Genomic DNA, 23,319 nt, shown 5'->3' with positions numbered 1-23,319 from the left:
CACCGTGACAGCCGGTATCTTCGAGCCTCGCCGGACATGAGAGGTCACGGACCGGCCCGCGGGCGTCACCGGCACCCGGGGTCCACGATCCACGGCCTCTCCGGTGTCCGGCACGGTTCGCACGGGAGGACCCGCCCATGACGTCGTCTCCGTTGGCCCCGGACACCCCGGCGCCACGCTCCCCGCGGCCGAACCTCGCCTTCCGGCGACTGCGCGGCCCGCGTTCACCGGGTGAGTTCGCGGCCGCCGTGCGGCGCGCGGCCCGCGACATCGGCGAGTGCGTCAGCTGCGACGCGCGCTACATCGGCCGCGTCGAGTCCGGCGCCATCCGCTGCCCCAACTACGCGTACGAGCGGGTGTTCCTGCACATGTTCCCCGGCCGCTCGCTCACGGATCTGGGGTTCGCGCCCCGCGCCTCGGTACGGGGCCGGAGCGCGCGCCCCGACGCCGAGAGCCCCCGCGCCCCCGGAAGCCCCGAAGTTCCTGAGCACACGCACCATGAGGAGAGCGATGTGCGGCGTCGCGCATTCATGGCCGGCATGACCGGCTCGACGGCCACGGTCGCCGTCACCACCCTGTCCCCCTTCGGCGCCCCGGCCTTCGCCGCGCCGCCCGCCGCCGTGCCCGGGGACGCCGCCTTCGACCGTCCCCTCGACCGTCACTCCGCGCGCACCGGCGCCCGCGCCGTGGAGGACGCGATCCTGCGGATCCGGCTCCACGACGACCGGCACGGCGCCGACGGCCTCTACCGGCGGGCCGCGGAACCCCTGCGGACCGCCTTCGAACTGCTCGACGCGGGCACCGCCCGGCGTGACGTCACCGACCGGCTCCAGGCCGGCGCCGGTGAGCTGGCGATCTCCGTCGGCTGGCTCGCCCACGACTCCGGCCGCTTCGACGACGCGCGCTCCCATTACGCGGAGGCGCTGGCCACGGCACGTATGACCGGGGACGATGCGCTCGAGGCGCACGCCTTCTGCAACACCGCGTTCCTCGCCCGCGACGCCGGGCGCCCCCGCGAAGCCGTACGGGCGGCGCAGGCGGCGATGCGGGTGGCGGCGCCGCTCGGGTCGCCGCGGCTGCTCTCGCTGCTCGCGCTGCGCGAGGCGGGCGGCTGGGCCGGGCTCGGCGACCGCGCCACCTGCGAACGGTCACTGGCCCAGGCGCAGGCCCTCTTCGCCCGCGGCCCCGCCGACGCCGACCCGGACTGGATGACCTTCTACGGCGAGGCCGAACTGGAGGGCCTGGAGGCCCAGTGCTGGTCCGCGCTCGGCGCCTGGCACCGCGCCGCCCAGCACGCGCGCCGCGCCGTCGCCCTCCAGGACCCGCACTTCACCCGCAACATCGCCCTCTACACCGCCGAACTCGCCGACGACCTGGCGCGCGCGGGCCGCCCCGACGAAGCCGCGTCCGCGGGTTCGCGGGCTCTGAGGTTGCTCCGGGACGTCCGGTCGTCGCGCATCGAGGCGATGCTCGGCGCGACGGCGCGCGTCCTTCTGCCCCATCGGCGGTCGGGCGGGGTCTCGGGGTTCCTGGAGGAACACGCGACGTCACGCCGGTGACCGTCCGGTGGGGCGACCGCGACTCTCGTCGTGGCTGAGCGCGCAGTTCCCCGCGCCCCCGAAATGCGCACTGCGTGCGCCATTTCATGGGGCTGCGGCGAAGCCGCATGCTCCAGGGGCGCGGGGAACTGCGCGACCAGCCACGACGAGAGCCGAGGTCGCTGACGCTCAAGCACCCGCAACGGCGCGAACGCGTATCCGCTCAGCCCACCGCCAGGTGCCCCGTCTCGTTCCAGCTCACCAGCGCCGGCTCCCCATAAGCCCACCCGAGCTCCGACAACGACGTCGGGTTGAGCCGGATGCGCGCCGCGAAATCAACCGGCATCCCGAGCCACCGCGCCGCGATGGTCCGCAGGATGTGCCCGTGGGCGAAGACGAGGACGTCCCGGTCGGCCGAGCGGGCCCAGGCGACGACCTCGTCGGCGCGGGCGGTGAGCTGGTCGAGGGTCTCGCCGTCGGGGACGCCGTCGCGCCAGATGAACCAGCCGGGGCGCCGCTCCTGGATCTGGGCGGGGGTGAGGCCCTCGTAAGCGCCGTAGTCGAACTCCATGAGGGCGTCCCAGGCGGTGGCCCGCTCCCCGAACCCGGCGAGTTCGCAGGTCTCACTGGCCCGGACGAGCGGGGAGGTGCGGACCTCGGCGCCGGGGAGGCCGTCGTGGGGCGCGCCGTGCAGCCGCTCACCGAGGAGCTTGGCGCCGCGCCGCCCCTCGTCGAGGAGCGGGATGTCCGTCCTGCCCGTGTGCCGTCCGGACAGGGACCACTCGGTCTGTCCGTGCCGGGCCAACAGAATGCGCGGTGCCATGAGGGGACCTTTCACGACTGCATGCGTACGGAGCTGCGAGCCACGGGGCGACCGGGGCGACGGGGCTACAGGACGTACGGGGTGAACAAGGGACGAAGAGGCGGCGCTGCCCCGTCCATCATCGCGTAACCGGATTGGGGACCGCTCCTCGGGCAACCCGGTCGCTGATCTCGACGTCTACGAGGGTCAGGGGTCAGCCACGCGGCGCCCCTCGTACACCTTAGGGTGGGCAATGTGGCCGGAGGCCGCCGGACGAGGAAGAGGGGGAGCGGCCCGAATGTCGCAGATCGACCACGCACCACGCACGGAGGCGACACCCATTGTCCGGCTCCGGTGGTGGACCGAGCTGCCGCTGATCCTCCTCGTCTACGGCGCGTACTCGGCGGGCCGGCTGCTCGCCCGGGGCGATGTGAGCACGGCGGTCGACCACGGTCTGGCGATCTTGCGGGCCGAGAAAGTGGTCGGCCTCAACCTCGAACACCCGCTGAACCGTCTCTTCACCCGTGAGCCCTGGCTCGGCGTCCCGGCCGACTTCTGGTACGCCTCCCTGCACTACGTGGTCACCCCGGCCATTCTGATCTGGCTCTTCCGGCGCCGCGCCCATCTGTACCGGGCGGCCAGGACCTGGCTGATGACGTCGACGCTGATCGGCCTGATCGGCTTCACGCTGCTGCCGACGTGTCCGCCGCGGCTGCTGAGCGCGGGCCACGGGTTCGTCGACACGATGGCGCAGTACAGCTCGTACGGCTGGTGGGGCGGCGCGGCCAGCGCGCCCAAGGGCCTCGGCGGGATGACGAACCAGTACGCGGCGATGCCGAGCCTGCACGTCGGGTGGGCGCTGTGGTGCGGGATCATGCTGTGGCGCAACGGCCGCAGCCCGTACGCCAAGGCCGCCGGTGTCGCCTATCCGCTGATCACCACGATCGTCGTCATGGGCACGGCCAACCACTACTTCTTCGACGCGCTCGCCGGTGCCGCCGTGATGGGCGTGGGCCTGCTGCTGACCAAGCCGGTGATGCGGGTCGCGGCGCGGATCAGGGACCGGGCGAACACGGTGATCGCGAGCGGGGTCGGGGCCGCTCCCGCCGCCCCTTCCGCCACTCGTTCCTCGATTGTCAGTGGGGAGTGCCAGACTGCGGCGGGTGAGCGAATACCCCGACAGCGCAAGGCCGCCGCGCACGACACCGGTGACGGGGCTGCGGCACCGGCTCGCTGAGCTGCGCGGCCCCGACCATCAGCCGCGCCCGCTCGATGCCCGCGCCCTGGCGGCGCTCGCGGCGAACCCGGGGTGCGACAGACGTGCGCTGCTCGACGGTGCCGGGGTGGACAAGGCCAAGCTCGCGGACGCGCTCGGCGCGCCCTCCGGGTTCGGGCAGTCCCAGTTCGCCCTGGCGCGCGGCAATGTGTTCGAAGCACGGGTGAAGGCGGACGGCGGCGCGCAGCTGCTGCGCCTCGTCCACGCGCGCGTGGACGGCGACGCGCCTGAGCCGAGCCCCGGTCTCGTACGGGCCCCGGATCTGTCGGCGGCCGGGCCCGAGGGCCGTACCGCGCGGACCGCGCTCGCCCTGCGGGAGGCCGTGGAGTCCCCGGGCATGTGGACGTTCCTCGACCATCCGATGCTCGCGCTCGACGTGGCGGGCAGCCCCGCCTTCCTGGAGCCCGACGCGGTCGTCGTGCACCCGGACGGTTCCTGGACCGTCGTCGAGATCAAGTCCTTCCCGATGATCGACGGGGCGGCGGACGCGGCGAAGGTGGGCGCGGCGGCCCGCCAGTCGGCGGTGTACGTGCTGGCCCTGGAGGAGGTCGCGGCCCGGCTGCCCGACAGTGGCGTACGCGTGCGGGAGCGGGCCGTCCTGGTCTGCCCGAAGGACTTCTCCAACCTCCCGGCCGCCTCCGCCGTCGACGTCCGCAAGCAGCTCTCCGTCACGCGCCGCCAGCTGCGCCGTCTCACCCGGATCGAGGACATCGCGGCGCAGCTGCCGCCCGGCACCGTCCTCGACCCGGACCGGCCCGCCGCCGAGCTGACCGCCGCGGTCGAGTCGGTGCCCGCCACGTACGCGCCGGAGTGCCTGGCCGCGTGCGAGCTGGCGTTCCACTGCCGCGCGCGCTCCCGCGCACAGGGCGCGGTGACGTCGCTCGGCCGGGCGCTCCGCGCCGAGCTGGGCGGCCTGACCACGGTGGACGCGGTGCTCGCGGCGGCCCACGGCGAGACGGGCGATCCGGACGACCCGACCGTGGCGGCGCTGCGCCGGGCGGCGGCTTTGCGGGCCGAGGCGCTGAGCCTCGCCGGGGCGGCCGAGCCGTTCGAGGGGGCGGCCCGGTGAGCCTGATCAATCACCTCGCCCGGCTCGAGGCCACCAGCTCGGGCCGCGCCCAGCCCATCGCCACCGTCCGCCACCGGCACCTCTCCCAGAAGCCGCTGGTCCTCGTGCCGCTGACGACCGCGGGTGAGACGGGCGCCCCGCTCGGCGCCCTCGTCGGCACCGAGCGCACCTCGCCGCGCCTCCTGGTCGTACCGCAGCCGCGCGACCGCGACCTGCGCTTCGCGTTCCTCACGCGGCTCGCCGAGACGGTCCTGCCCTACGTCGACGGGTTCGCGGGCGAGGTCGAGGCCGCCGAGCGCAGCGAGACCGACCCGGAGACCGGCAAGAAGGTCAAGGTCGAGGTCGAGCTGTGCGCGGACGCCCCGCAGCTGATCGTGCCGAGCCGCGCGGGCATCGACCTCGTCCGGCTGCTCGGCCGGTCGATGCGGTTCCGCCGCACCGCCGAGCAGGACCCGGAGACGCCGTACCCGGCGCCGCCGCACGTGCCGCTGCTCGGGCGCTGGCTGACGCACTTCGGGGAGCGGGCGCGCGTGCCCGGCTCCGCGCTGCTGCTCGCCATGACGGACCTGCTGTCCCGGCACTGGGCGACCGGCCAGTCCAGCCTGGAGGACCAGCACCTGGGCGCGCTGCTCGCCTGGATCACCGCCCCCGGGGGCAGCTCGGGCGCCGAGGCCGCGCTCCGCGCCGAGCTGGGCCGGGGCCCGGACGGCCAGCTCCTGTGCCCGCCCGCGGGGCCCGCCACCGACCCCGCCTTCGACAACAAGCTGCTCGCACCGGCGATCGAGCGCTACGACCGGGCCCGTACGCGCCTGGCGGCGGCCGAGGACGCGGTCGAGGCCGACGGGCGGCTCGCCGAGCTGACCGCCGCCGAGCGGGAGATCCACCGCCTGGTCGAGTCCCGCACCCGGCCCACCTGGGACGCGGTGTGGCGGGGCCTGGACCTGCTGTGCACGCTGCCCGAGGGGCCGCGCGCGGCGGAGCGCTGGACGCGGGACCGCTGGTCGTTCACCGGGCACCGCGACCGGGTGGCGGCGGGCGAGCCGCCGCAGCCGCGCCGCGACGACGCGGTGACCGCGGCGAACAAGCTGGCCACGCGCGAGCGCGAACAGGCCAGGCTCGACGCGCAGGAGGCGCTCGACGATCCGCTGGTGATGGCGGGGCGGCGGCTGTCCGGGGAGGCGTTCGCGGGTGAGGTGACCGAGGTCGTGGCGGCGTACAACGACAAGAAGCGGCCGCGTCCGCTGGTCACGGTCCGCACCGACGACCGGCCGCACCTCGGCGAGCGCGTGAAGGTGTACCGCTCGCTCGACGGGAAGCCGCAGACCGCCGAGTTCGTGGCCTACGAGAGCGAGGCGCGGGGCGCGGTCGTGCTGCGCGTGCTCGACAAGATGGGGCGCGGCAAGGAGCCGGAGGAAGGGTCCTTGCCGCGGAAGGGCGACCGGGTGTGCTGGACGCTGTTCGAACATGAGCAGCGCGGCGGGCCCAGGCTGCCGGACCCGGAGGAGACGCCGTGGACGCACGGCGGCCCGCCCGGCGCCGATGTGACCGCACCGCTGCCGGACGCCGTGACCTCGGAGGACATCCTGTGACCGTGACGCCTTTGGACCCCGCGTCGCTCAGCCCGTCGGCCGCCGCCACGCGCGCGACCGAGGCGATCCTGCGCGACACGCTCCACGGCGACGCCCGCGGGGTCGTCGTGGACTCGCCGCCCGGCGCCGGGAAGTCGACGCTGGTGGTGCGGGCGGCGCTCGAACTGGCTGAGGCGGGGCGCCCGTTGATGGTGGTCGCGCAGACGAACGCCCAGGTCGACGACCTCGTCCTGCGCCTGCACGAGAAGAACCCCGAGCTGCCCGTCGGCCGGCTGCACAGCAGCGACCCGGACGCGTACGACAAGGCGCTCGACGATCTGCCGAACGTCCGCACCTCGGCCAAGGCAGGCGATCTCGCGCCGCTGCCGGTCGTCCTGTCGACCGCCGCGAAGTGGGCGCACGTCAAGGTCGCCGACGCGGGCGGGCCGTGGCGCCACGCCATCGTCGACGAGGCGTACCAGATGCGCTCCGACGCGCTGCTCGCCGTGGCCGGGCTGTTCGAACGGGCGCTGTTCGTGGGCGACCCGGGCCAGCTCGACCCGTTCGCGATCGTCGGCTCCGAGCAGTGGGCGGGTCTGTCGTACGACCCGTCGGCGTCGGCGGTGTCGACGCTGCTCGCGCACAACCCCGACCTGCCGCAGCACCGCCTTCCGGTGTCGTGGCGGCTGCCCGCGTCGGCGGCGCCGCTGGTGTCGAGCGCGTTCTATCCGTTCACGCAGTTCCGCAGCGGTACGGACGAGGGCGACCGGGAGCTCGGTTTCGGCGTGGCGTCGGACGGTTCGGGGCCCGACCGGGTGATCGACGAGGCGGCGAAGGCCGGCTGGGGGCTGCTCGAACTGCCCGCCGCGCACACGCCGCGTACCGATCCGGAGGCGGTGCGGGCGGTGGCGCTCGTCGTACGGCGCCTCCTGGACCGGGACGGCGTCACGCGCTCCGAGCGGGGCCCTGACGACACCGCGCCGCTGACCGCCGACCGGATCTGCGTCGGCACCGCGCACCGCGACCAGGCGGCGGCGGTCCGCGCCGCCCTCGCCGGGCTGGGCGTACGGGACGTCACGGTGGACACGGCGAACCGTCTGCAGGGCCGGGAGTACGACGTGACCGTCGTGCTGCATCCACTCTCCGGGCGGCCGGACGCGACGGCGTTCCACCTGGAGACGGGGCGGCTGTGCGTGCTGGCGTCACGGCACCGGCACGCCTGCGTCGTCGTCTGCCGCGCCGGGGTCGCGGACCTTCTCGACGCGCATCCGTCGACGGAGCCCGTGCAGCTCGGGGTGGACGTGAAGTTCCCCGACGGCTGGGAGGCGAACCACTCGGTCCTTGCGCGCCTCTCCGAGCACCGGGTGGCGTGGACGCCGTAGCGCCTCTCCCGCGTACGGAGGCGCGTACGGAGGCGCACTTGCGCTCCGTCGGACAATGGAAGGCGGCCCGGGCACAGGGCGGGCCGCAACCGGCACGAGGAGGAACCACCATGGCGGAGCCCGAGGGGCCCCGTACCCCGCAACAACGGCTGCGGCCCGTTCCGCTGATCTTCGAGCCCGCGGACGCCGTCGGCGACCCCGAGCACTTCTTCGACCTGGAGTCCATCGAGGACCCGCGTGAACTGCTCGCCCGCGCGACCGAGCTGACGCTCGCGTTCCGCGCGGCGACCGACCGGTCCGTGGAGTTCCAGGCCGTCGCGGCGGCGCAGCTGGCCGATCCGCGCCGCTTCGACCGGCTGACGACGGCCGACATCGCGGAGCGCGGAGGCTGGACCGAGGACTACGCGAAGAAGATGGTCGAGTTCGGGCGTGACCTGCTGCGCAGCGGTTCGGAGCAGGCGCCGTGAGGCGTGGTCGCGGGCCGGGTCAGGCCCCGTAGGGACCGTTGCGCCGTAAAGATCGTTGGGCATATGCCAGAGGGGCAAGATACTCCGCATACCTCTCCCCTGTCCCAATTTTCGGCAACTCTGCGGAGCCGCCCCCTCACCCCCGGTAGAGGTGGTGTACATGAACACCGCGCACCCCCACTTCGCCCCTGTCCCCGGCACCCCCCGCGACGGTTCCGACAGCCCCCACGCCTATGACGTCACCGGCGTCACCCCGGACGGCGCGGCATGGCTCGCCTCCGCAGGAACGTATCCGCGCTCCACGCTCTCCCACTGGCGGTCCCGGCCCAGCGCGCCCGTCGTGCTGCCCTGCGGTTCGGTCTTCGACGTGGTGAACGTCCCCGCGATCTTCGGTCGGCGGATGTTAGACCGCCTCTGGGACGAGGGGCCCGGCTCCGGCCCCGTCGCCTCCCATCGTGGCCGCATGCTCCTCTTCACGGCTCCGGGCACGGCGCAGCGCCTGCCGTCGCTCCTGCGCTGGGAGGAGTGGGGCCCCGCCGTGCCGCCCCTGCTCTGCCACGGCACCGGGGACGCGGTCACCGTCCCCGCCCCCACGACGCCCTGCGAGCCCCGCCCCGAGTCCCGCTGGGTCGTCGCCCCGGACACCCGCCACCCCTGGCTGCCCGGCCCCGAGGTCCTCCTGTGGGCCTGCGTCCGAGCCGCCCGCACCGGCGCGCACACCGCCGTCCGCATATCGATTTTTCCTGCCGCCGATCAGGATGCTAAGGTCTACGACGTCAGCAGGCGCCGCTAGCTCAGTTGGTTAGAGCAGCTGACTCTTAATCAGCGGGTCCGGGGTTCGAGTCCCTGGCGGCGCACAGACGGTGAGAAGCCCCTCGCGGAAGCGGGGGGCTTTTTACGTGGCCAGCAGGCCCGCACCGACGCCCGGCCACCGGCCGGGGGTCCGGGGGTCGCCCCCGGGAGACGCAGCATCAGCGGGTCCGGGGTTCGAGTCCCTGGCGGCGCACAGACGGTGAGAAGCCCCTCGCGGAAGCGGGGGGCTTTTCGCGTGGCTGGGGCGCTTGCGCTGCCGTGCGGGTCTGCTCGGCATGAGCGCCTCGACCACCAGGCCCGCCGGGGCTACCCCGTCGTCACCTTCACCGTCCACGCCCCCGATTCCGTGCGGTTCTCCGCCTCCACCCGGAGGTTTTCGCCGGGGATCGTGAAGCTCTCGCCCACGGACAGAGGCGCGTCGGCCAGCGGGGGGTAGACCGAGTCGCCGGGGCAGGAAGCTGTTGTCGGGTGGGTGTCGAGGACCTGGACGGGGCCCGCGCCGGAGGCGGAGTCGCCGTGGATGCGGTAGATCAGGACGCCCTGGCTGCAGGTGGTGCTGTCGTTGCCGGCCGCGCCGCGCGCCTCCAGGGCGACGGCGCTGGAGCGCCCGGTGCGGACGACCGCCAGCTTCGTGCCGTCGCCCGTGCCGAACGGTGCCCCGGCCGTGCGCGGCGCCGTGCTGAGCGGCTCCAGGGTCAGCCGGGTGACGCCCGTACGGGTCACGCAGGACACCTGCTCCGGCTCCAGCCAGCCCAGTTTCCACTTGTGCCAGCCGAAGAGGTCGGGGGCGAGCCCGAACTGGCTGCCCATGACGTCCCAGTCCCCCACGTACGTGTCCCAGTCGCCCTTGCCGTCGGACGGCCGGTGATAGAGGTCCGGCAGGTCGAAGACGTGCCCGGTCTCGTGCGCGAGGACGTTGCGGTCCGGCGGGTGCTGTTCGAAGACGGTGACGACGCGCCGGATCTCGGTGCCGTCGGCCCGCATCGGCCGGTCGAAGTTGACGACCTTCGTGGCGTCGGAGTCGACACCGGGCGCGTCCGGGTCGGCGACGAAGTAGACGATGTCGTACTTGCTGAAGTCGGTGGAGGGATCCGCCGTGTCGAGCGCGTCCCGCAGATACGCGCTGCGGTCCGCCGGCGCCCAGTCCCGCTGTATCCGGTACGAGGTCGAGGCCCGCGGCATCTTCAGCCACGCGCGCTGCGCATGCGGCACGAGCGAGAACCTGCCGTACGAGGCTCTGTCGTAGAACTGGCTCGTGGACGGGAAGTAGTCCGAGGTGAGCTGCTCGGGCGTGGTCAGCGGGGCCGCGTCCGGGAAGGACAGGAAGACCATCACCGCGTTGAGCCGCTGCCTGGGCCGCGGATAGTCCGCGTTCCAGGTGTCGAGGCCTTCGGAGTGATGGGCCGCGGTCCGTTGCAGGGCGCACGGGTCACCGTGGGGAGACGCGGCGGCCGGGCCCGCGACCAGGCCCGTGGCGGCGAGGGCGGTGAGAGCGGTCAGGGCCGCCGCCGCGGCACGCAGACGGGGCCTGTCCACTCCCGCGGGTGGCTGCGGGCGCTCCAAGTCGACCTCCGGGAAGGGAAAGTGAGACACCCCACCCAGAGTGTTGGTGTTTGTGCTGGTTCGCCTTGTTTATCTGGCCCGGACGAGTGAGTCCCGACACCCCGGGCGATCACAGCCCGTCACAGTCGGTCGGGGTGCGGCAGAAGCCCGTAAAGGGGTGGGCAGAAACGATCTGGCAGGGCGGGTCGGAGCGCCCTCGGCCGGGTCCGCGCGTGGACAAGGCTGGATAGGCCGTCCGACCGGCCTCTATGATCGGCACACTTTCCTGCCGGGACCCCGGCCGCACCAGCACCAGGCGACCGGCCGACGCACCATGGGGAGCGAGCGGTGAGCGCACAGCCCGAAGGGCCCACGACCGCGGCGGAGGTGTCCGCACCCGACCTCCGCCCCAAGTTCATCACGGAGAGTGAGCGCGTACGTGAGTGCCGGCCGGGGCCCGTCCATGGCGCCGCCTTCCTCGCGGCACCCCAGCCGATGCTGCTCGTCGGCCGCGACGGCGTGATCGTCGGCGCCAACGCCGCCGCCCGCGCCCTGCTGCACGGCGAGGGCACCGGGCCGCTCGTCGGCCGTGTCGCCGCCGACCTGCTCGACCTCGGCTCGGACCCGCGCACCCAGGACGCCTACCGCGAGGTGCTGCGCGGCAGGCAGGCCCCGCTCGGCCGCACCCGGCGCCTCAAGCACGCGGCGGGCCACTCCGTGTGGGTGCGGATCACGGTGTCGCCCGTGCCCGGCGCGGAGGTCGTGCTCCTCTCGCTCAACGACATCAGCGCGCACCGCGACCTCCAGGCAGGACTGCGCCACCTGCAGACGCACGACCCCGTGACCCGGCTGCCCAACCGCGCCCTGTTCTTCGAACGCCTCACCGGGGCCCTGGAGGCCGGCGCGTACGAGGGCACGGGCGCGACCGGCCGGGTCGGCCTGTGCTACCTCGACCTCGACGGGTTCAAGGCGGTCAACGACACCCTCGGCCACCACGTCGGGGACCGGCTGCTCGCCGCCGTCGCCGAGCGGCTGACCCACTGCGCGGACCTGGCCCGGCACGCCACCGGCGCCCCGCTGGTGGCCCGGCTCGGCGGCGACGAGTTCGCCCTGCTCATGGAGGACTCCACCGGTACGGAACAGCTGGCGGACCTTGCGGAAACGGTCCTGGAGGCGCTGCGTGAACCCTTCGACCTGTCCGGGCAGCTGCTCTCGGTCTCCGCGTCGATCGGGGTCGTCGAACGGGATGTCGCGGACGCCAGCCCGATGGGCCTGATGCAGGCCGCGGACACGACGCTGTACTGGGCGAAGGCCGACGGCAAGGCGCGCTGGACGTTGTTCGACCCGGAGCGCAACGCCCGCCGCGTGACCCGGCAGGCCCTCTCGTCGGGGCTGCGGCCGGCCGTCGAACGGGACGAGTTCGTCCTCGCGTACCAGCCGCTCGTACGCCTGGAGGACGGCGGGCTGCGCGGGGTCGAGGCGCTGGTGCGCTGGCGCCACCCGGAGTTCGGCCTGCTGACGCCGAATCGGTTCATCGCACTGGCCGAGGAGGACGGCTCCATCGTGCAGCTGGGGCGGTGGGTCCTGGAGACCGCCTGCCGTCAGGCGCGGGCGTGGCAGCTCGCGCACCCGGACGTGGCGCCGGTCTTCGTCAGCGTCAACGTGGCGGTGCGGCAGGTGTGGGACTCGGACCTGGTGGCCGACGTCGCCCGGATCCTCGCCGAGACGGGGCTGCCCGCCGAACTCCTCCAGCTCGAACTCACCGAGTCCGCCGTCATGGGCTCCACCGGGCGGCCCCTGCGAGCGCTGCAGGACCTCAGCGACATGGGTGTACGCATCGCCATCGACGACTTCGGCACCGGGTACTCCAACCTCGCCTACCTCTCCAGGCTCCCCGTCTCGGTGCTGAAGCTGGACGGCGCCTTCGTGCGCGGCTTCGAGGACGGGGCGAGCGCGCCGACGGAGCCGGCCGACGCCCTGATCGTGGAGGCGATGGTGCAGCTCGCGCACCGGCTCGGGCTGACCGTCACCGCGGAGTGCGTGGAGACGCTCGACCAGGCGGACCGGTTGCGCCGCATCGGGTGCGACACGGGGCAGGGGTACCTGTACTCGCGGCCGGTGGCGGCGGAGCGGATCTCGGAGCTGCTGGCGGAACGCCGGTAGCGCGGCGCCGCCGAGGACGGCACCGCGCTACCGTCCGGGTCAGGCCCGCGGCAGCCCGTACGCGTCCGCGATCAGCTCGTACGAGCGGAGGCGGACCTCGCCGCTGTGGGCGTTGGCCGTGAGCATCAGCTCGTCGGCGCCGGTGCGCTTCTGGAGGTCGTCGAGGCCGGTGCGGACCTCGTCGACGGTGCCGTGGATGACGTTGGCGTTCCAGGAGCGGATGAAGTCCTGCTCCATCTCGTTGAACGGGTACGCCTCCGCCTCCTCCGGCGTCGGGACCAGGCCGGGGCGGCCGGTGCGCAGGCGGACCATGTTGAGCGCGGCGGCGAGGACCTGGCGGCGGGCCTCGGTGCCGTCGTCGTCGGTGGCGAGCGCGGAGACGCCGATGAGGGCGTACGGCTTGTCGAGGACCGCGGAGGGCTGGAACGACTCGCGGTACAGGTCGAGCGCCGGGACCGTGTTCTGCGCGGAGAAGTGGTGCGCGAAGGCGAACGGCAGGCCGAGGACGCCGGCGAGGCGGGCGCTGAAGCCGGAGGAGCCGAGCAGCCAGAGCGGCGGGCGGTGCGGGTCCTGGACGCCGCCGGGCGACGTGGCCTGGACGGGGCCCGGGACCGCGTGGATGCGGGAGTACGGGTGGCCGTCGGGGAAGTCGTCGTCGAGGAAGCGGGTCAGCTCGGCGAGCTGCTGCGGGAAGTCGTCGGCGCCCTCGTTGAGGCGGTCGGTGCGGCGCAGGGCGGCGGCGGTCGCGCCGTCGGTGCCGGGGGCGCGGCCGAGCCCGAGGTCGACGCGGCCCGGGGCCATGGCTTCCAGCGTGCCGAACTGCTCCGCGATGACCAGCGGGGCGTGGTTGGGCAGCATGACGCCGCCCGAGCCGAGCCTGATGCGGTCGGTGTGGGCGGCGAGGTGGGCCAGGATCACGGCCGGCGAGGACGAGGCGACGCCGGGCATGGAGTGGTGCTCGGCGACCCAGTACCGGTGGTAGCCGCGGCTCTCGGCGAGGCGGGCGATGTCGACGCCGGTGCGCAGGGCCTGCGTGGCGGTGCGGCCCGCGCCCACGGTGACCAGGTCCAGGACGGAGAGGGGGGTCGGGGCGGTGCCGTGGGCTGTGCCCCGGATCTCGTCGTGGTTGGCCGGCACGGTGTCCTCCTGGAGACGTGGTTCTGCCTGACCCCCGCCTAACGGAGGCGGGCTCCACTTATATTCCCGCCCCCACCCGGAGCCCGCGATCGTCCCCGCCCGTGACCGGAGCCCGGGATCGTCCCCGCCCGTGACCGGAGCCCGAAATCGTCTCCACCCACGACCGGAGCCTCTTGGCTGCTCCCGCCCCCGACCGGAGCCCGGGATCGTCCCCACCCACGACCGGCGCCCCTCGGCTGCTCCCGCCCGCGACCAGCACCCCTCGGCTGCTCCCGCCCCCGGCCGGAGCTCGGGATCGTCCCCGCCCCCGATCGGCGCCCTGGGCCCGCCCCCTACACCTGTACCACCGGCTCCTTGGTGAACAGGGCACCCAGTTGTGGCACGTTCACTCGGCGGGCCGCCAGGCGCAGGGCCTCCCAGACCGTTACCTGGTTGGCGGTGAGGACCGGCTTGGACAGTTCGCGTTCCAGGTCACGGACGTACGCCGCCGTGTGCAGGGCCGTGTCCGGCAGGAGCACCGCGTCCGCGTCCGGGTGGTCGCCCGCGCGGGCCATCGCCAGGACCTCGTCCCAGCCCCATGTGCCGACCTCCGCGGCTGTGATGATGCCGCTGCCGCGCACGGAGACCACGTCGGCGCCGGCCGCCTTCAGGAACGCGGCGAAGTGATCGGCCACGTCCCCCGGGTACGTCGCGGCGACGGCCACCCGGCGCGCGCCCAGCTCGCCCAGCGCGTGCGCGAAGGCGAAGGAGGTGCTGGAGGCGGGCAGCCCCGCGGTCACGGCCAGCGTTCTGACCTGCTCCTGCGCGCCCTCCCAGCCGAGGACGAAGCTGCCGGACGTGCACGCCCAGACCACCGCCTCCGCCCCCGCGAGGCGCAGCTCCTCGACGCCCGCCGCGAGCCGCTCCGCCGAGCCCATCTCCAGGAGCGCGTCGATCCGGTGCGCGTCCTCGCCGATGTCGGTGTGGACGACGGGCAGCCGGATGTCACTGTCGATCAGCATCTCGATGCGCGGGTAGTCGTCCTCGGCCGAGTGTCCTGGGTAGAGAAGTCCGAGCGCTGTCATGTCCTATGCCCACCCTTCCTGGCCCTCCGGGAGTTCCGGAGCGCCGTGTCCGGGCCGGAGCCCTTCGTCCGGCAGGGACCACTGGCGTCGCGCCGCCGGGTCGAGCAGCGCCTGGTACGGCCCCACCGCTCGCGTACCCAGTCGGCGCAGGGCTGCCCACATCGTGACCTGGTTGGCCGAGATCACCGGGATCCGCAGCTCCGCCTCCAGCTGCGGGATGACGTCGTACGTGGGCAGGTTCGTGCAGCTGATGAAGAGGACGTCCGCCGTGGTGCCGGCCGCGTCGCGCGCCATCCGCGCCACGTCCTGGTACGGCACCTTCCAGATCCGCCGGGTCAGGCCGAGGAACGCCGTCCCGGTGACGGCGGCGCCCGCCTCCGCCAGGAACTGAGCGAGGGACTCGGTGACGGACCGGGTGTAGGGGGTGACGAGCGCGACGCGGCGCGCGTCGAGCTCGGCCAGTGCTTCGAGGAGCGCGCCCGACGTGGTGAGGCACGGCCGTGCGCCGGAGCGGCGCATCGCCTCGCACATCGCGTGTTCGCCCGCGATGCCGCCGACGAAACTGCCCGACGTGCACGCGTACGCGAGGACCTCGGGCTCGACCGCGCCGAGCGCCCGGATCGCCTCGTCGAGCGTCTCGTGCTCGCTGACGATCCTGGCGAGATCGAGACTCACCTCCACCGGGACGAACGGGGTGCGGGTGAGGTGGAGGGAGATCTCGTCGGGCACCCAGCGCCACAACTCCCGGTCGAGCGCGAAGTCGAACGGTGCGACGACACCGAGGCCGCGCTGCGGCTGCGGTCCTCCCACGAAAGAGACGTCCATAGAACATGCCCCAAGTTCAGCCGACGGGATGGTGCCGTGGTGCTGACGTGCAGAGGTGCAGAGGTACCGAGATGCCGATGCGGTGCTTGAACCGGCGGTCCGTCGCCGGGACGTCGGGACAGCGGGGAACTGCGGGGAGAGGAGGAACGCGCCGACGCAGGTCCTCCGTTGACGAAGGTAGGTTCAGGTGCCAGCGTGGTCAATCCGCGCATGTCAAGGAACGTGCCGAGGAACGTGCCCAGGAAAGCGGAGCTGCGTTGCGGAACGATTTCGTCGCTGTGTCAGGTGCTGATGGAGAGGCGGGGGGCGACCGGCCCACCGTCCTCGTCCTGGACGCCGCCCCCGGTGAACCCCCGCCCCGGCTCGGCGCGTTGACCGGCCGCGCCCGCGTGCTGCACGCCTCCGACGCCTCCGGCCTTCGCGCCCTGCTCCCCCGGGCCGACGTCCTGCTGGTGTGGGACTTCACGTCCGACGCGGTGCGCGAGGCGTGGCCGGGCCCGGGGCCGCGGCCGCGCTGGGTGCACGCCGCGAGCGCGGGCGTGGACCGGCTGATGTTCCCCGGACTCATCGCCTCCGACGCCGTGTTGACCAACGCGCGCGGCATCTTCGACGTGCCGATCGCCGAGTACGTCGCCGCGCTCGTCCTCGCGATGGGCAAGGACCTGCCCCGCACGCTCGCCCTCCAGTCGGCGGGCGAGTGGCGGCACCGGGAGACGCAGCGCATCGCCGGTACGCGCGCGTGCGTCGTCGGCTCGGGCCCCATCGGGCACGCGATCACCGGGCACCTCAAGGCGCTCGGCATCATCACGGCGCTGGTCGGGCGGCGGGCGCGGGCCGGTGTCCACGGCCCCGCCGACCTCGACCGGCTGCTCGCGCGCGCCGACTGGGTGGTGTGCGCGGCGCCGCTGACCGGGGAGACGCGCTCCATGTTCGACGCCCGCCGGTTCGGGGTGATGCAGCCCGCCGCGCGGTTCATCAACGTAGGGCGTGGGCCGTTGGTCGTGGAGTCCGATCTGGTGGACGCCCTGCACAAGCGGTGGATCGCGGGGGCTGCCCTGGACGTCTTCGAGCACGAGCCGCTGGAGCAGGACAGCCCGCTGTGGACGGCACCCGGTCTGATCGTGTCGCCGCACATGAGCGGGGACACGGTGGGCTGGCGGGACGAGCTGGGGCGGCAGTTCGTCGAGTTGTACGGGCGCTGGGAGTCCGGCCGGACGCTGACGAATGTAGTCGACAAGAAACGTGGGTATGTCCCTGGGAACTGACTGGCCTGGAGGCCCGGATGACGAGCGAGCTCACCCGACTGACGGCACACGACCTGCTCGACGGTTACCGCAAGGGCGAGTTCAGCCCCGTCGACGCCACCCGGGCGGTCCTCGCCCGCGTCGAGGAGACGGAACCCGCGCTGAACGCGTTCGTGCGCGTCGACGCGGAGGGCGCGCTGGCGCAGGCGGAGGCGAGCACGCGGCGCTGGCGCCGCGGTGAGCCGCAGGGCCTGCTCGACGGCGTGCCGGTGACGGTCAAGGACCTCCTGTTGCAGCGGGGCGTGCCGAACCTGCGGGGTTCGAGGACCGTGCGCGCCGACCGGAGCGCGGACGAGGACGCGCCCGCCGTCGCACGGCTGCGCGAACACGGCGCCGTCTTCGTCGGCCGCACGACGACCCCGGAGTTCGGCTGGAAGGGCGTCACCGACTCCCCGCTCACCGGCATCACCCGCAACCCGTACGACCCCTCGCGCACCGCGGGCGGATCGAGCGGCGGCAGCGCGGCGGCCGTCGCGGTCGGCGCGGGGCCGCTGTCGCTCGGCACCGACGGCGGCGGCTCGGTCCGCATCCCGGCCGCGTTCTGCGGGATCTTCGCGCTGAAGCCGACGTACGGGCGGGTCCCGGCCTATCCGGCCTCCGCGTTCGGCACGCTCGCGCACGTCGGCCCGATGACGCGGAGCGCGGCCGACGCGGCGCTCATGATGGACGTGCTCTCCGGCCCCGACGTACGCGACTGGTCGGCCTCGGCGCCCGCCCCCGGGAGCCTCCGCGACGCGCTGCGGGACGGGGTGCGCGGGCTGCGCGTCGCGTACTCGCCGACGCTCGGCGGGCAGGTGGCGGTGCGGCCCGGGGTCGCCGCGCGCGTACGGGAGGCGGTGACGCGGCTCGCCGGTCTCGGGGCGTACGTGGAGGAGGTCGACCCGGACTTCACCGATCCCGTCGCCGCGTTCCACGTGCTGTGGTTCAGCGGGGCGGCGCGCAACACGCAGCATCTGTCGCTCGCGCAGCGGGAGTTGATGGACCCGGGGCTGCGGGAGATCTGTGCCCAGGGCGCCCGCTACAGCGCGCTCGACTATCTGGCCGCCGTCGACACGCGGATGGCGCTGGGGCGCCGGATGGGCCTGCTCCACTCCACGTACGACGTACTGCTCACGCCCACGCTGCCGGTGACCGCGTTCGAGGCGGGGGTGGAGGTGCCGCGCGGCAGTGGCCTGCGGCGCTGGACCGGTTGGACGCCGTTCACGTATCCGTTCAACATGACGCAGCAGCCGGCGGGGACCGTCCCGGTGGGGCTGGACCAGGGGTTGCCGGTCGGGTTGCAGGTGGTTGCGGCTCGGCACCGGGATGACCTGGTGCTGCGGGTCGCTCACGCGGTCTCTGGGGCAACCGGGACCACCTGGCCCGTTCTCGCCTAGGTCACGGGGCTCTGCCCCGGCCCCCGCTCCTCGATCGCCGGAGGGGCCGGCTGATGCGGACCGGGGCTGAATCCGGCTGACCGTGCGAATCCCAGGGTTTCCCCCGTCGCCCCCGACCGCCAAAGGTCCTGACACGCCTCCGCCATCCCCTCAAGACCCTCCACCACCTGCCCCCACACGATTCCGGGGACCCACCCCACGTCCCCGTTCAACAACAGGTTGTTGCGCTCGTAGAACAGCGCCAGGTCGACGACAGGGGCGCCCGCGGCCAGTGCGGCGCCCTCCCCGTACCCGTACGACTGCGATCCCAACTGCGTCCCGTTGAAGGAGAAATAGCACAGGTCGCCCGGGATGGGCGTGACCGTCGGGTTCTCCAGAGGTGGCTCCTGTTCCGCGAACGCCGGGAAAAGGGCGTAGATCTCGTTCCGGGCGTATTTGGCGTGGTAGACGTCGGAGACGAGCGGCAGGGCGTCCCACACCGCCGCGCAGGTGAGCGGCGCGCGGTCGGTGAGGAGTTTCGCCGTGCAGGTCACGCCGCGCGCGGCCAGGGTGACGTCGATGAACCGGTCGGGGGCGCCACTTGAGTCAGCCATGCGCCCCATGCTCCGCCTCATTCACCCCTCGCGGTCAAGACCTCACCACCCGTGTGTACGCACCACACTCCAGCTGAATGCGGCGTGAATTCATCGGCATAAGTCGAGTCGGGCCGGGTAGCCGCGCGCCCATGGCTCCACCAACTCAAATACGCAGGAAAGAGCCCGCGGAGAGACCAACTCTCCGCCGGCGGTCACTGCTCGCGGGGGCGGGTGCGCTCGGCGCACTGGGCGCTCTGGGAGCGGCGGGATGCAGCCGGGTGCCGAACGGGGACACCCTGGCCCGGCTGCAGGGGCAGGGGACCGTACGCCTGGGCATCGCGGGCGAGGTGCCGTACGGGTACATCAACGACGACGGGGAGTTCACCGGCGAGGCGGTGGAACTCGCCAAGGTCATCTTCAAACGGCTCGGTGTCGGCCACGTACAGCCGGTCGCGACCGACTTCGCCTCGCTCATACCCGGCCTGAACACGCAGCAGTTCGACGTCGTGTCCGCCGGGATGTACATCAACAAGGAACGCTGTCAGCAGGTCATCTTCGCCGATCCCGAGTACCAGATGCTGGACTCGTTCATCGTGCGCAAGGGCAACCCGAAGAACCTGCACAGCTACGCCGACGTGGTGAAGGCGAAGGCCAAGTTCGGCACCGGCACCGGGTACGCGGAGATCGCGTACGCCGTGGACGCCGGGTACAAGGAGTCCGACATCGTGATCCTCCAGGATCAGGTGGCGGGGCTCAACGCCGTGGAGGCGGGCCGCATCGACGTGTTCGCGGGCACCGCGCTCACCACCCGCGAGGTCACCAAGAAGAGCACCAAGGCGGAGCACACCGAGCCGTTCGCGCCCCTGGTCGACGGCAAGAAGCACGTCGACGGCGGCGGTTTCACCTTCCGCCCGACCGACACGAAACTGCGGGACGCCTTCAACGTCGAGATCCACAAGATGAAGAAGAGCGGCGAACTGTTCCGGATCCTCCAGCCGTTCGGCTTCACCAAGGCGGAGATGACGACGCTGACCGCCGAGGAGCTGTGCCGATGACCGCCGGACTGTGGGAACACTGGGTACTGCCGGGCATCTGGATCACGATTCAGCTGACGGTGTACAGCGCGGCGCTCGCGACCGTCGTCGCGTTCGGCGTCGGTATGGCGCGCACGCACCGGCTGTGGATCGTCCGGTTCGTCGCCGGTCTCTACACCGAGATATTCCGGGGCACGTCCGCCCTGGTCCTGATGTTCTGGATCTTCTTCGTCCTGCCGCAGCTCGCGGGCTGGTCCCTCGTCCCGATGTGGGCGGCCGTCCTCGCGCTCGGCCTGTCCTACGGCGCGTACGGTGCCGAGATCGTCCGCGGCGCTCTCCTCGCGGTGGCGCCCGCGCAGCGCGAGGCGGGGGTCGCGCTGAGCTTCACGCCCTGGCAGCGGATGCGGCTGATCATGCTGCCGCAGGCCGTGCCCGAGATGATCCCGCCGTTCTCGAACCTGCTGATCGAGCTGCTCAAGGGCACCGCCCTGGTGTCGCTGCTCGGCATCGGTGACGTGTCCTTCGCCGCCTACCTGGTGCGGCTCGCGACCACCGAGAGCACCGAGATCTACTCGCTCACGCTCGTCATCTACTTCGTCCTCGCGTTCATCCTCACCCGCGGGATGCGGGCTCTGGAGCGCAAGACCAAGGCGGGCATCGGGCAGCGGCCCGAGGGCGGCGCGGGACTCATGCGCAAGCTCAGCCTGCGCCAGCAGAACGAGACCGCTCAGCTCCCCGCGGGCGGCGGAGGAGGTGCCTCCCTGTGATCACCACTGCCGCAGCGAACTGGGACTGGTCCGCCGTCAGCGACTTCATGCCGCACTTCTGGGACGGCCTCCTCGTCACCCTCCAGATCCTCCTCTACGGCTCGCTGATCTCGTTCAGCCTCGGCCTGGTCTGGGCGCTCGCCTTCCGGGCGCCCACCCGCTTCGTCCGCTGGCCCGTCGGCGCGGTCACGGAGTTCATCCGCAACACGCCGCTCCTGGTCCAGCTGTTCTTCCTGTACTTCGTGCTGCCGGAGGCGGGGATCCAGTTCTCCGCGTTCACCACCGGTGTCGTCGCGATCGGCCTGCACTACTCGACGTACACCGCGCAGGTCTACCGCGCGGGCATCGAGGCGGTGCCCGTCGGCCAGTGGGAGGCCGCCCGCGCGCTGAGCCTGCCCTACGGCAAGACGTGGACGGCGGTCATCCTGCCGCAGGCGATCCGCCGCGTCGTGCCCGCGCTCGGCAACTACGTCGTCGCCATGCTGAAGGACACGCCGCTGCTCGCGGGCATCGGCGTCCTGGAGCTGCTCCAGCAGTCGCGCCTGGAAGCCGCCAAGACGTTCCAGTACACGGAGGCCCTGACGGTCGTCGGTGTCGCCTTCATCGTCATCTCCTACCTCGCCTCCCTCCTCCTGCGATCCCTGGAGCGCCGCCTTGTCCACTGACGCGAACCTTTCGAAAGACCAGCCCAATCCGGCGGTGGACGGCACCGAACTGATCCGCTTCGAGAAGGTCGTGAAGCGGTTCGGCGGCAACACCGTCCTCGACGAGCTGGACTTCTCCGTCGCCTCCGGCAAGCACGTCACGCTGATCGGCCCGTCGGGCTCCGGCAAGACGACGATCCTGCGGCTGCTCATGACGCTGCTCAAGCCGGACGAGGGCACGATCAAGGTGGGCGGCGAGTACCTCACCCACGAGGAGAAGAACGGCAAGCTGGTCCCGGCCGGCGAGAAGCACATCCGCGAGGTCCGCAAGAACATCGGGATGGTCTTCCAGCAGTTCAACCTCTTCCCGAACATGAAGGTCCTGCGCAACATCATGGAGGCGCCCGTCACCGTGCTCGGCCTCTCCAAGGACGAGGCGGAGCAGCGGGCCCGCGAGCTGCTCGACCTGGTGGGCCTGGGCGACCGGGCCGACGCGTACCCGACGCAGCTCTCGGGCGGGCAGCAGCAGCGGGTCGCCATCGCGCGGGCGCTCGCCATGCGGCCGCAGGTGCTGCTCCTCGACGAGGTCACGTCCGCGCTCGACCCCGAGCTGGTGGCGGGCGTCCTCGACGTGCTCCGCGACATCGCGCACACGACGGACATCACGATGCTCTGCGTCACGCACGAGATGAACTTCGCCCGGGACATCTCGGACCAGGTCCTCATGTTCGACTCGGGCCATGTCCTGGAGGCGGGCACTCCGGACAAGATCTTCAACGAGCCGGATCATGCGCGGACCAGGGAGTTCCTCAGCGCGGTGCTGTAAGCGCGGGCGTATTCGCTCCGCTTACCCGTACGGTGCATGACCCTGACATATGCCACGGTGGCGCGTTCCTGATGAGAGGCACGGAACGCGCCACCAATTCTCTTAACGCCTGCCCCTCTTGGGGGTGTTGACGGCTATCGTGGAGGGAGCCAGCTGTCCGGAACCGGTCCTTGCAGGGGGATGCCGTGGCGCTGAAGCACGAACAGGACGCGCCGGGCCACCGGCCGCGGCAGCCGCACCGGTCGGTGCAGCACGCTCTGCGCGTCCTGGAGGCAGTCGCCCACCACGCCACCGGCAGCACCGACGCCGAGCTGGCCCGCCTCACCGGGCTCCCTTCCGACCAGCTCACCGGCCTTCTGCGCATGCTCCGCCGGGAGGGGTACATCGAGCAGACCGCCGACGGCGCCTACGTCACCGGGGAGACCCTGAGCCGCCTCGGCTCCGCCGACGGGAACGCGGCGGCGCTCACCGCCAAGCTCCAGCGGACCCTCGACGAGCTGCGGGACTGCGTCGGCGCGGCGGTCTACATCAGCCGGTACATCGACGGCGAGGTCCACATCACCCAGTACGCGGCCGGGCCCGAGGCCCCCGCGGTCAACGAGTGGGTCGACTTCCGGGTCTCCGCGCACGCCAGCGCCGTCGGCAAGAGCCTCCTCGGCCAGCTGGACCTGAACGGGCGGCGCGACCACCTCTCCCGCCACAGAATGGCCCGCCTCACCTCGCGCACCATCACCAACGAGAAGGTCCTGCTCTCCAAACTCGCCACCCAGCCGGCGACGGTCCCGGTCCTCGACATCCAGGAGTACGCGGTGGGCACGGTCTGCGCGGCGGTCCCCATCACGGCAGGCTCCGCGGTCGGCTGCCTGGCCCTGTCCCTGCCGGTGGAGCGAGCACACCGCCTGCACGACGCGGCGAAACGATTGAACAAGAGCGCGGCACCGGTACTGCTGTCGTTGACGATCTAGCCGGGGACGCGAGCGGGCGGTCGCTCACGCGAAAGGCCCCCCGTTCTCACGGAGGGCCTTTCACTGTCTGTGCGCCGCCAGGGACTCGAACCCCGGACCCGCTGATTAAGAGTCAGCTGCTCTAACCAACTGAGCTAGCGGCGCCTGCTGACAAGTAAATAGTACCTGGTCCGGAGGGGTGC

The 23,319-nt window shown here is 72.6% G+C and carries 20 protein-coding genes, 2 tRNA genes and 1 pseudogene; 16 read left to right on the top strand and 7 right to left on the bottom strand.

Annotation, left to right across the window (positions count from 1 at the left end):
* Positions 1–137: 137 nt before the first annotated feature.
* Entirely contained in the window at positions 138–1,559 is a 1,422-nt protein-coding gene (locus tag ACH4RC_RS20775; RefSeq protein WP_398202819.1) for a tetratricopeptide repeat protein, read from the top strand.
* A gap of 202 nt (positions 1,560–1,761) precedes the next feature.
* On the opposite strand, the gene ACH4RC_RS20770 is transcribed toward ACH4RC_RS20775, so the two are convergent.
* Complete coding sequence (locus ACH4RC_RS20770) at positions 1,762–2,361, bottom strand: histidine phosphatase family protein (protein WP_398202816.1); 600 nt, start codon at positions 2,359–2,361, stop codon at positions 1,762–1,764.
* A gap of 277 nt (positions 2,362–2,638) precedes the next feature.
* Between ACH4RC_RS20770 and ACH4RC_RS20765 the strand changes: the two genes are divergently transcribed.
* The 7 genes from ACH4RC_RS20765 to ACH4RC_RS20735 all read left to right on the top strand — a co-directional run bounded on the left by ACH4RC_RS20765 (position 2,639) and on the right by ACH4RC_RS20735 (position 8,959).
* Positions 2,639–3,577 (top strand): phosphatase PAP2 family protein, encoded by a 939-nt coding sequence (locus tag ACH4RC_RS20765; protein WP_398202814.1) that lies wholly within the window; start codon positions 2,639–2,641, stop codon positions 3,575–3,577.
* Positions 3,504–4,685: a hypothetical protein gene (locus tag ACH4RC_RS20760; protein WP_398202812.1), complete on the top strand. Its 1,182-nt coding sequence runs from the start codon at positions 3,504–3,506 to the stop codon at positions 4,683–4,685. Before ACH4RC_RS20765 ends, ACH4RC_RS20760 begins: the two co-directional genes overlap by 74 nt.
* Positions 4,682–6,274 (top strand): hypothetical protein, encoded by a 1,593-nt coding sequence (locus ACH4RC_RS20755; protein ID WP_398202810.1) that lies wholly within the window; start codon positions 4,682–4,684, stop codon positions 6,272–6,274. The genes ACH4RC_RS20760 and ACH4RC_RS20755 overlap by 4 nt, the downstream gene beginning before the upstream one ends.
* Positions 6,275–6,276: 2 nt before the next feature.
* Positions 6,277–7,635, top strand: a complete 1,359-nt coding sequence (locus ACH4RC_RS20750; RefSeq protein ID WP_398202807.1) for an AAA domain-containing protein — start codon at positions 6,277–6,279, stop codon at positions 7,633–7,635.
* A gap of 110 nt (positions 7,636–7,745) precedes the next feature.
* Entirely contained in the window at positions 7,746–8,102 is a 357-nt protein-coding gene (locus tag ACH4RC_RS20745; protein WP_398202806.1) for a hypothetical protein, read from the top strand.
* A gap of 160 nt (positions 8,103–8,262) precedes the next feature.
* On the top strand, positions 8,263–8,895 hold the full coding sequence (locus ACH4RC_RS20740; RefSeq protein WP_398202803.1) for a bifunctional DNA primase/polymerase: 633 nt from the start codon (positions 8,263–8,265) through the stop codon (positions 8,893–8,895).
* Positions 8,886–8,959, top strand: a tRNA-Lys gene (locus ACH4RC_RS20735). Before ACH4RC_RS20740 ends, ACH4RC_RS20735 begins: the two co-directional genes overlap by 10 nt.
* A gap of 262 nt (positions 8,960–9,221) precedes the next feature.
* Here the strand turns inward: ACH4RC_RS20735 and ACH4RC_RS20730 are convergent.
* Complete coding sequence (locus tag ACH4RC_RS20730; protein ID WP_398202800.1) at positions 9,222–10,508, bottom strand: M6 family metalloprotease domain-containing protein; 1,287 nt, start codon at positions 10,506–10,508, stop codon at positions 9,222–9,224.
* A 297-nt stretch (positions 10,509–10,805) separates the two neighbouring features.
* Between ACH4RC_RS20730 and ACH4RC_RS20725 the strand changes: the two genes are divergently transcribed.
* Positions 10,806–12,620 (top strand): putative bifunctional diguanylate cyclase/phosphodiesterase, encoded by a 1,815-nt coding sequence (locus ACH4RC_RS20725; RefSeq protein ID WP_398202799.1) that lies wholly within the window; start codon positions 10,806–10,808, stop codon positions 12,618–12,620.
* A gap of 39 nt (positions 12,621–12,659) precedes the next feature.
* On the opposite strand, the gene ACH4RC_RS20720 is transcribed toward ACH4RC_RS20725, so the two are convergent.
* From ACH4RC_RS20720 to ACH4RC_RS20710, 3 genes are all read right to left on the bottom strand, one after another.
* On the bottom strand, positions 12,660–13,757 hold the full coding sequence (locus ACH4RC_RS20720; RefSeq protein ID WP_398202796.1) for an LLM class flavin-dependent oxidoreductase: 1,098 nt from the start codon (positions 13,755–13,757) through the stop codon (positions 12,660–12,662).
* Between the two features lie 332 nt (positions 13,758–14,089).
* The gene (locus ACH4RC_RS20715; protein ID WP_398202794.1) at positions 14,090–14,821 is read right to left on the bottom strand and encodes a decarboxylase; all 732 of its coding nucleotides are present in this window, start codon (positions 14,819–14,821) and stop codon (positions 14,090–14,092) included.
* A 3-nt stretch (positions 14,822–14,824) separates the two neighbouring features.
* Complete coding sequence (locus tag ACH4RC_RS20710; RefSeq protein WP_398202791.1) at positions 14,825–15,646, bottom strand: aspartate/glutamate racemase family protein; 822 nt, start codon at positions 15,644–15,646, stop codon at positions 14,825–14,827.
* A 278-nt stretch (positions 15,647–15,924) separates the two neighbouring features.
* On the opposite strand from ACH4RC_RS20710, the gene ACH4RC_RS20705 reads away from it, so the two are divergent.
* Positions 15,925–16,911 carry a D-2-hydroxyacid dehydrogenase gene (locus ACH4RC_RS20705; protein ID WP_398202790.1) on the top strand — a complete coding sequence of 329 codons (987 nt, stop codon included), beginning with the start codon at positions 15,925–15,927 and terminating at the stop codon, positions 16,909–16,911.
* Between the two features lie 17 nt (positions 16,912–16,928).
* Positions 16,929–18,326, top strand: a complete 1,398-nt coding sequence (locus tag ACH4RC_RS20700) for an amidase (protein WP_398202787.1) — start codon at positions 16,929–16,931, stop codon at positions 18,324–18,326.
* A 77-nt stretch (positions 18,327–18,403) separates the two neighbouring features.
* Here the strand turns inward: ACH4RC_RS20700 and ACH4RC_RS20695 are convergent.
* Positions 18,404–18,919, bottom strand: a pseudogene (locus tag ACH4RC_RS20695) (DUF3830 family protein); the annotation flags it as partial.
* A 131-nt stretch (positions 18,920–19,050) separates the two neighbouring features.
* Between ACH4RC_RS20695 and ehuB the strand changes: the two are divergent.
* From ehuB to ACH4RC_RS20670, 5 genes are all read left to right on the top strand, one after another.
* Positions 19,051–19,956, top strand: a complete 906-nt coding sequence (gene ehuB / locus ACH4RC_RS20690) for an ectoine/hydroxyectoine ABC transporter substrate-binding protein EhuB (protein ID WP_398202961.1) — start codon at positions 19,051–19,053, stop codon at positions 19,954–19,956.
* Positions 19,953–20,702 carry an ectoine/hydroxyectoine ABC transporter permease subunit EhuC gene (gene ehuC / locus ACH4RC_RS20685; RefSeq protein ID WP_398202784.1) on the top strand — a complete coding sequence of 250 codons (750 nt, stop codon included), beginning with the start codon at positions 19,953–19,955 and terminating at the stop codon, positions 20,700–20,702. Before ehuB ends, ehuC begins: the two co-directional genes overlap by 4 nt.
* A 47-nt stretch (positions 20,703–20,749) precedes the next feature.
* Positions 20,750–21,367: an ectoine/hydroxyectoine ABC transporter permease subunit EhuD gene (ehuD, locus tag ACH4RC_RS20680; protein ID WP_398202958.1), complete on the top strand. Its 618-nt coding sequence runs from the start codon at positions 20,750–20,752 to the stop codon at positions 21,365–21,367.
* Positions 21,357–22,172, top strand: a complete 816-nt coding sequence (gene ehuA / locus ACH4RC_RS20675; RefSeq protein ID WP_398202781.1) for an ectoine/hydroxyectoine ABC transporter ATP-binding protein EhuA — start codon at positions 21,357–21,359, stop codon at positions 22,170–22,172. The genes ehuD and ehuA overlap by 11 nt, the downstream gene beginning before the upstream one ends.
* Positions 22,173–22,357: 185 nt before the next feature.
* Positions 22,358–23,137 carry an IclR family transcriptional regulator gene (locus tag ACH4RC_RS20670; protein WP_398202778.1) on the top strand — a complete coding sequence of 260 codons (780 nt, stop codon included), beginning with the start codon at positions 22,358–22,360 and terminating at the stop codon, positions 23,135–23,137.
* A 70-nt stretch (positions 23,138–23,207) separates the two neighbouring features.
* Here ACH4RC_RS20670 and ACH4RC_RS20665 read toward each other — a convergent pair.
* A tRNA-Lys gene (locus ACH4RC_RS20665) sits at positions 23,208–23,281 on the bottom strand.
* Between the last annotated feature and the right edge of the window lie 38 nt (positions 23,282–23,319).

This window comes from Streptomyces sp. NPDC016845 (assembly GCF_044332585.1).
Lineage (GTDB): Bacteria > Actinomycetota > Actinomycetes > Streptomycetales > Streptomycetaceae > Streptomyces.
This window is presented reverse-complemented; position numbering and strand designations above follow the sequence as displayed.

Bases quoted from the DNA above. Each gene is read 5' to 3' on its own strand.
- ACH4RC_RS20770 (WP_398202816.1), bottom strand. From the start codon at position 2,361: ATGGCACCGCGCATTCTGTTGGCCCGGCACGGACAGACCGAGTGGTCC.
- ACH4RC_RS20700 (WP_398202787.1), top strand. From the start codon at position 16,929: ATGACGAGCGAGCTCACCCGACTGACGGCACACGACCTGCTCGACGGT.
- ehuB (WP_398202961.1), top strand. From the start codon at position 19,051: ATGGCTCCACCAACTCAAATACGCAGGAAAGAGCCCGCGGAGAGACCA.
- ACH4RC_RS20775 (WP_398202819.1), top strand. From the start codon at position 138: ATGACGTCGTCTCCGTTGGCCCCGGACACCCCGGCGCCACGCTCCCCG.
- ACH4RC_RS20765 (WP_398202814.1), top strand. From the start codon at position 2,639: ATGTCGCAGATCGACCACGCACCACGCACGGAGGCGACACCCATTGTC.
- ACH4RC_RS20715 (WP_398202794.1), bottom strand. From the start codon at position 14,821: ATGACAGCGCTCGGACTTCTCTACCCAGGACACTCGGCCGAGGACGAC.
- ACH4RC_RS20745 (WP_398202806.1), top strand. From the start codon at position 7,746: ATGGCGGAGCCCGAGGGGCCCCGTACCCCGCAACAACGGCTGCGGCCC.
- ACH4RC_RS20710 (WP_398202791.1), bottom strand. From the start codon at position 15,646: ATGGACGTCTCTTTCGTGGGAGGACCGCAGCCGCAGCGCGGCCTCGGT.
- ACH4RC_RS20740 (WP_398202803.1), top strand. From the start codon at position 8,263: ATGAACACCGCGCACCCCCACTTCGCCCCTGTCCCCGGCACCCCCCGC.
- ehuD (WP_398202958.1), top strand. From the start codon at position 20,750: ATGCCGCACTTCTGGGACGGCCTCCTCGTCACCCTCCAGATCCTCCTC.
- ehuC (WP_398202784.1), top strand. From the start codon at position 19,953: ATGACCGCCGGACTGTGGGAACACTGGGTACTGCCGGGCATCTGGATC.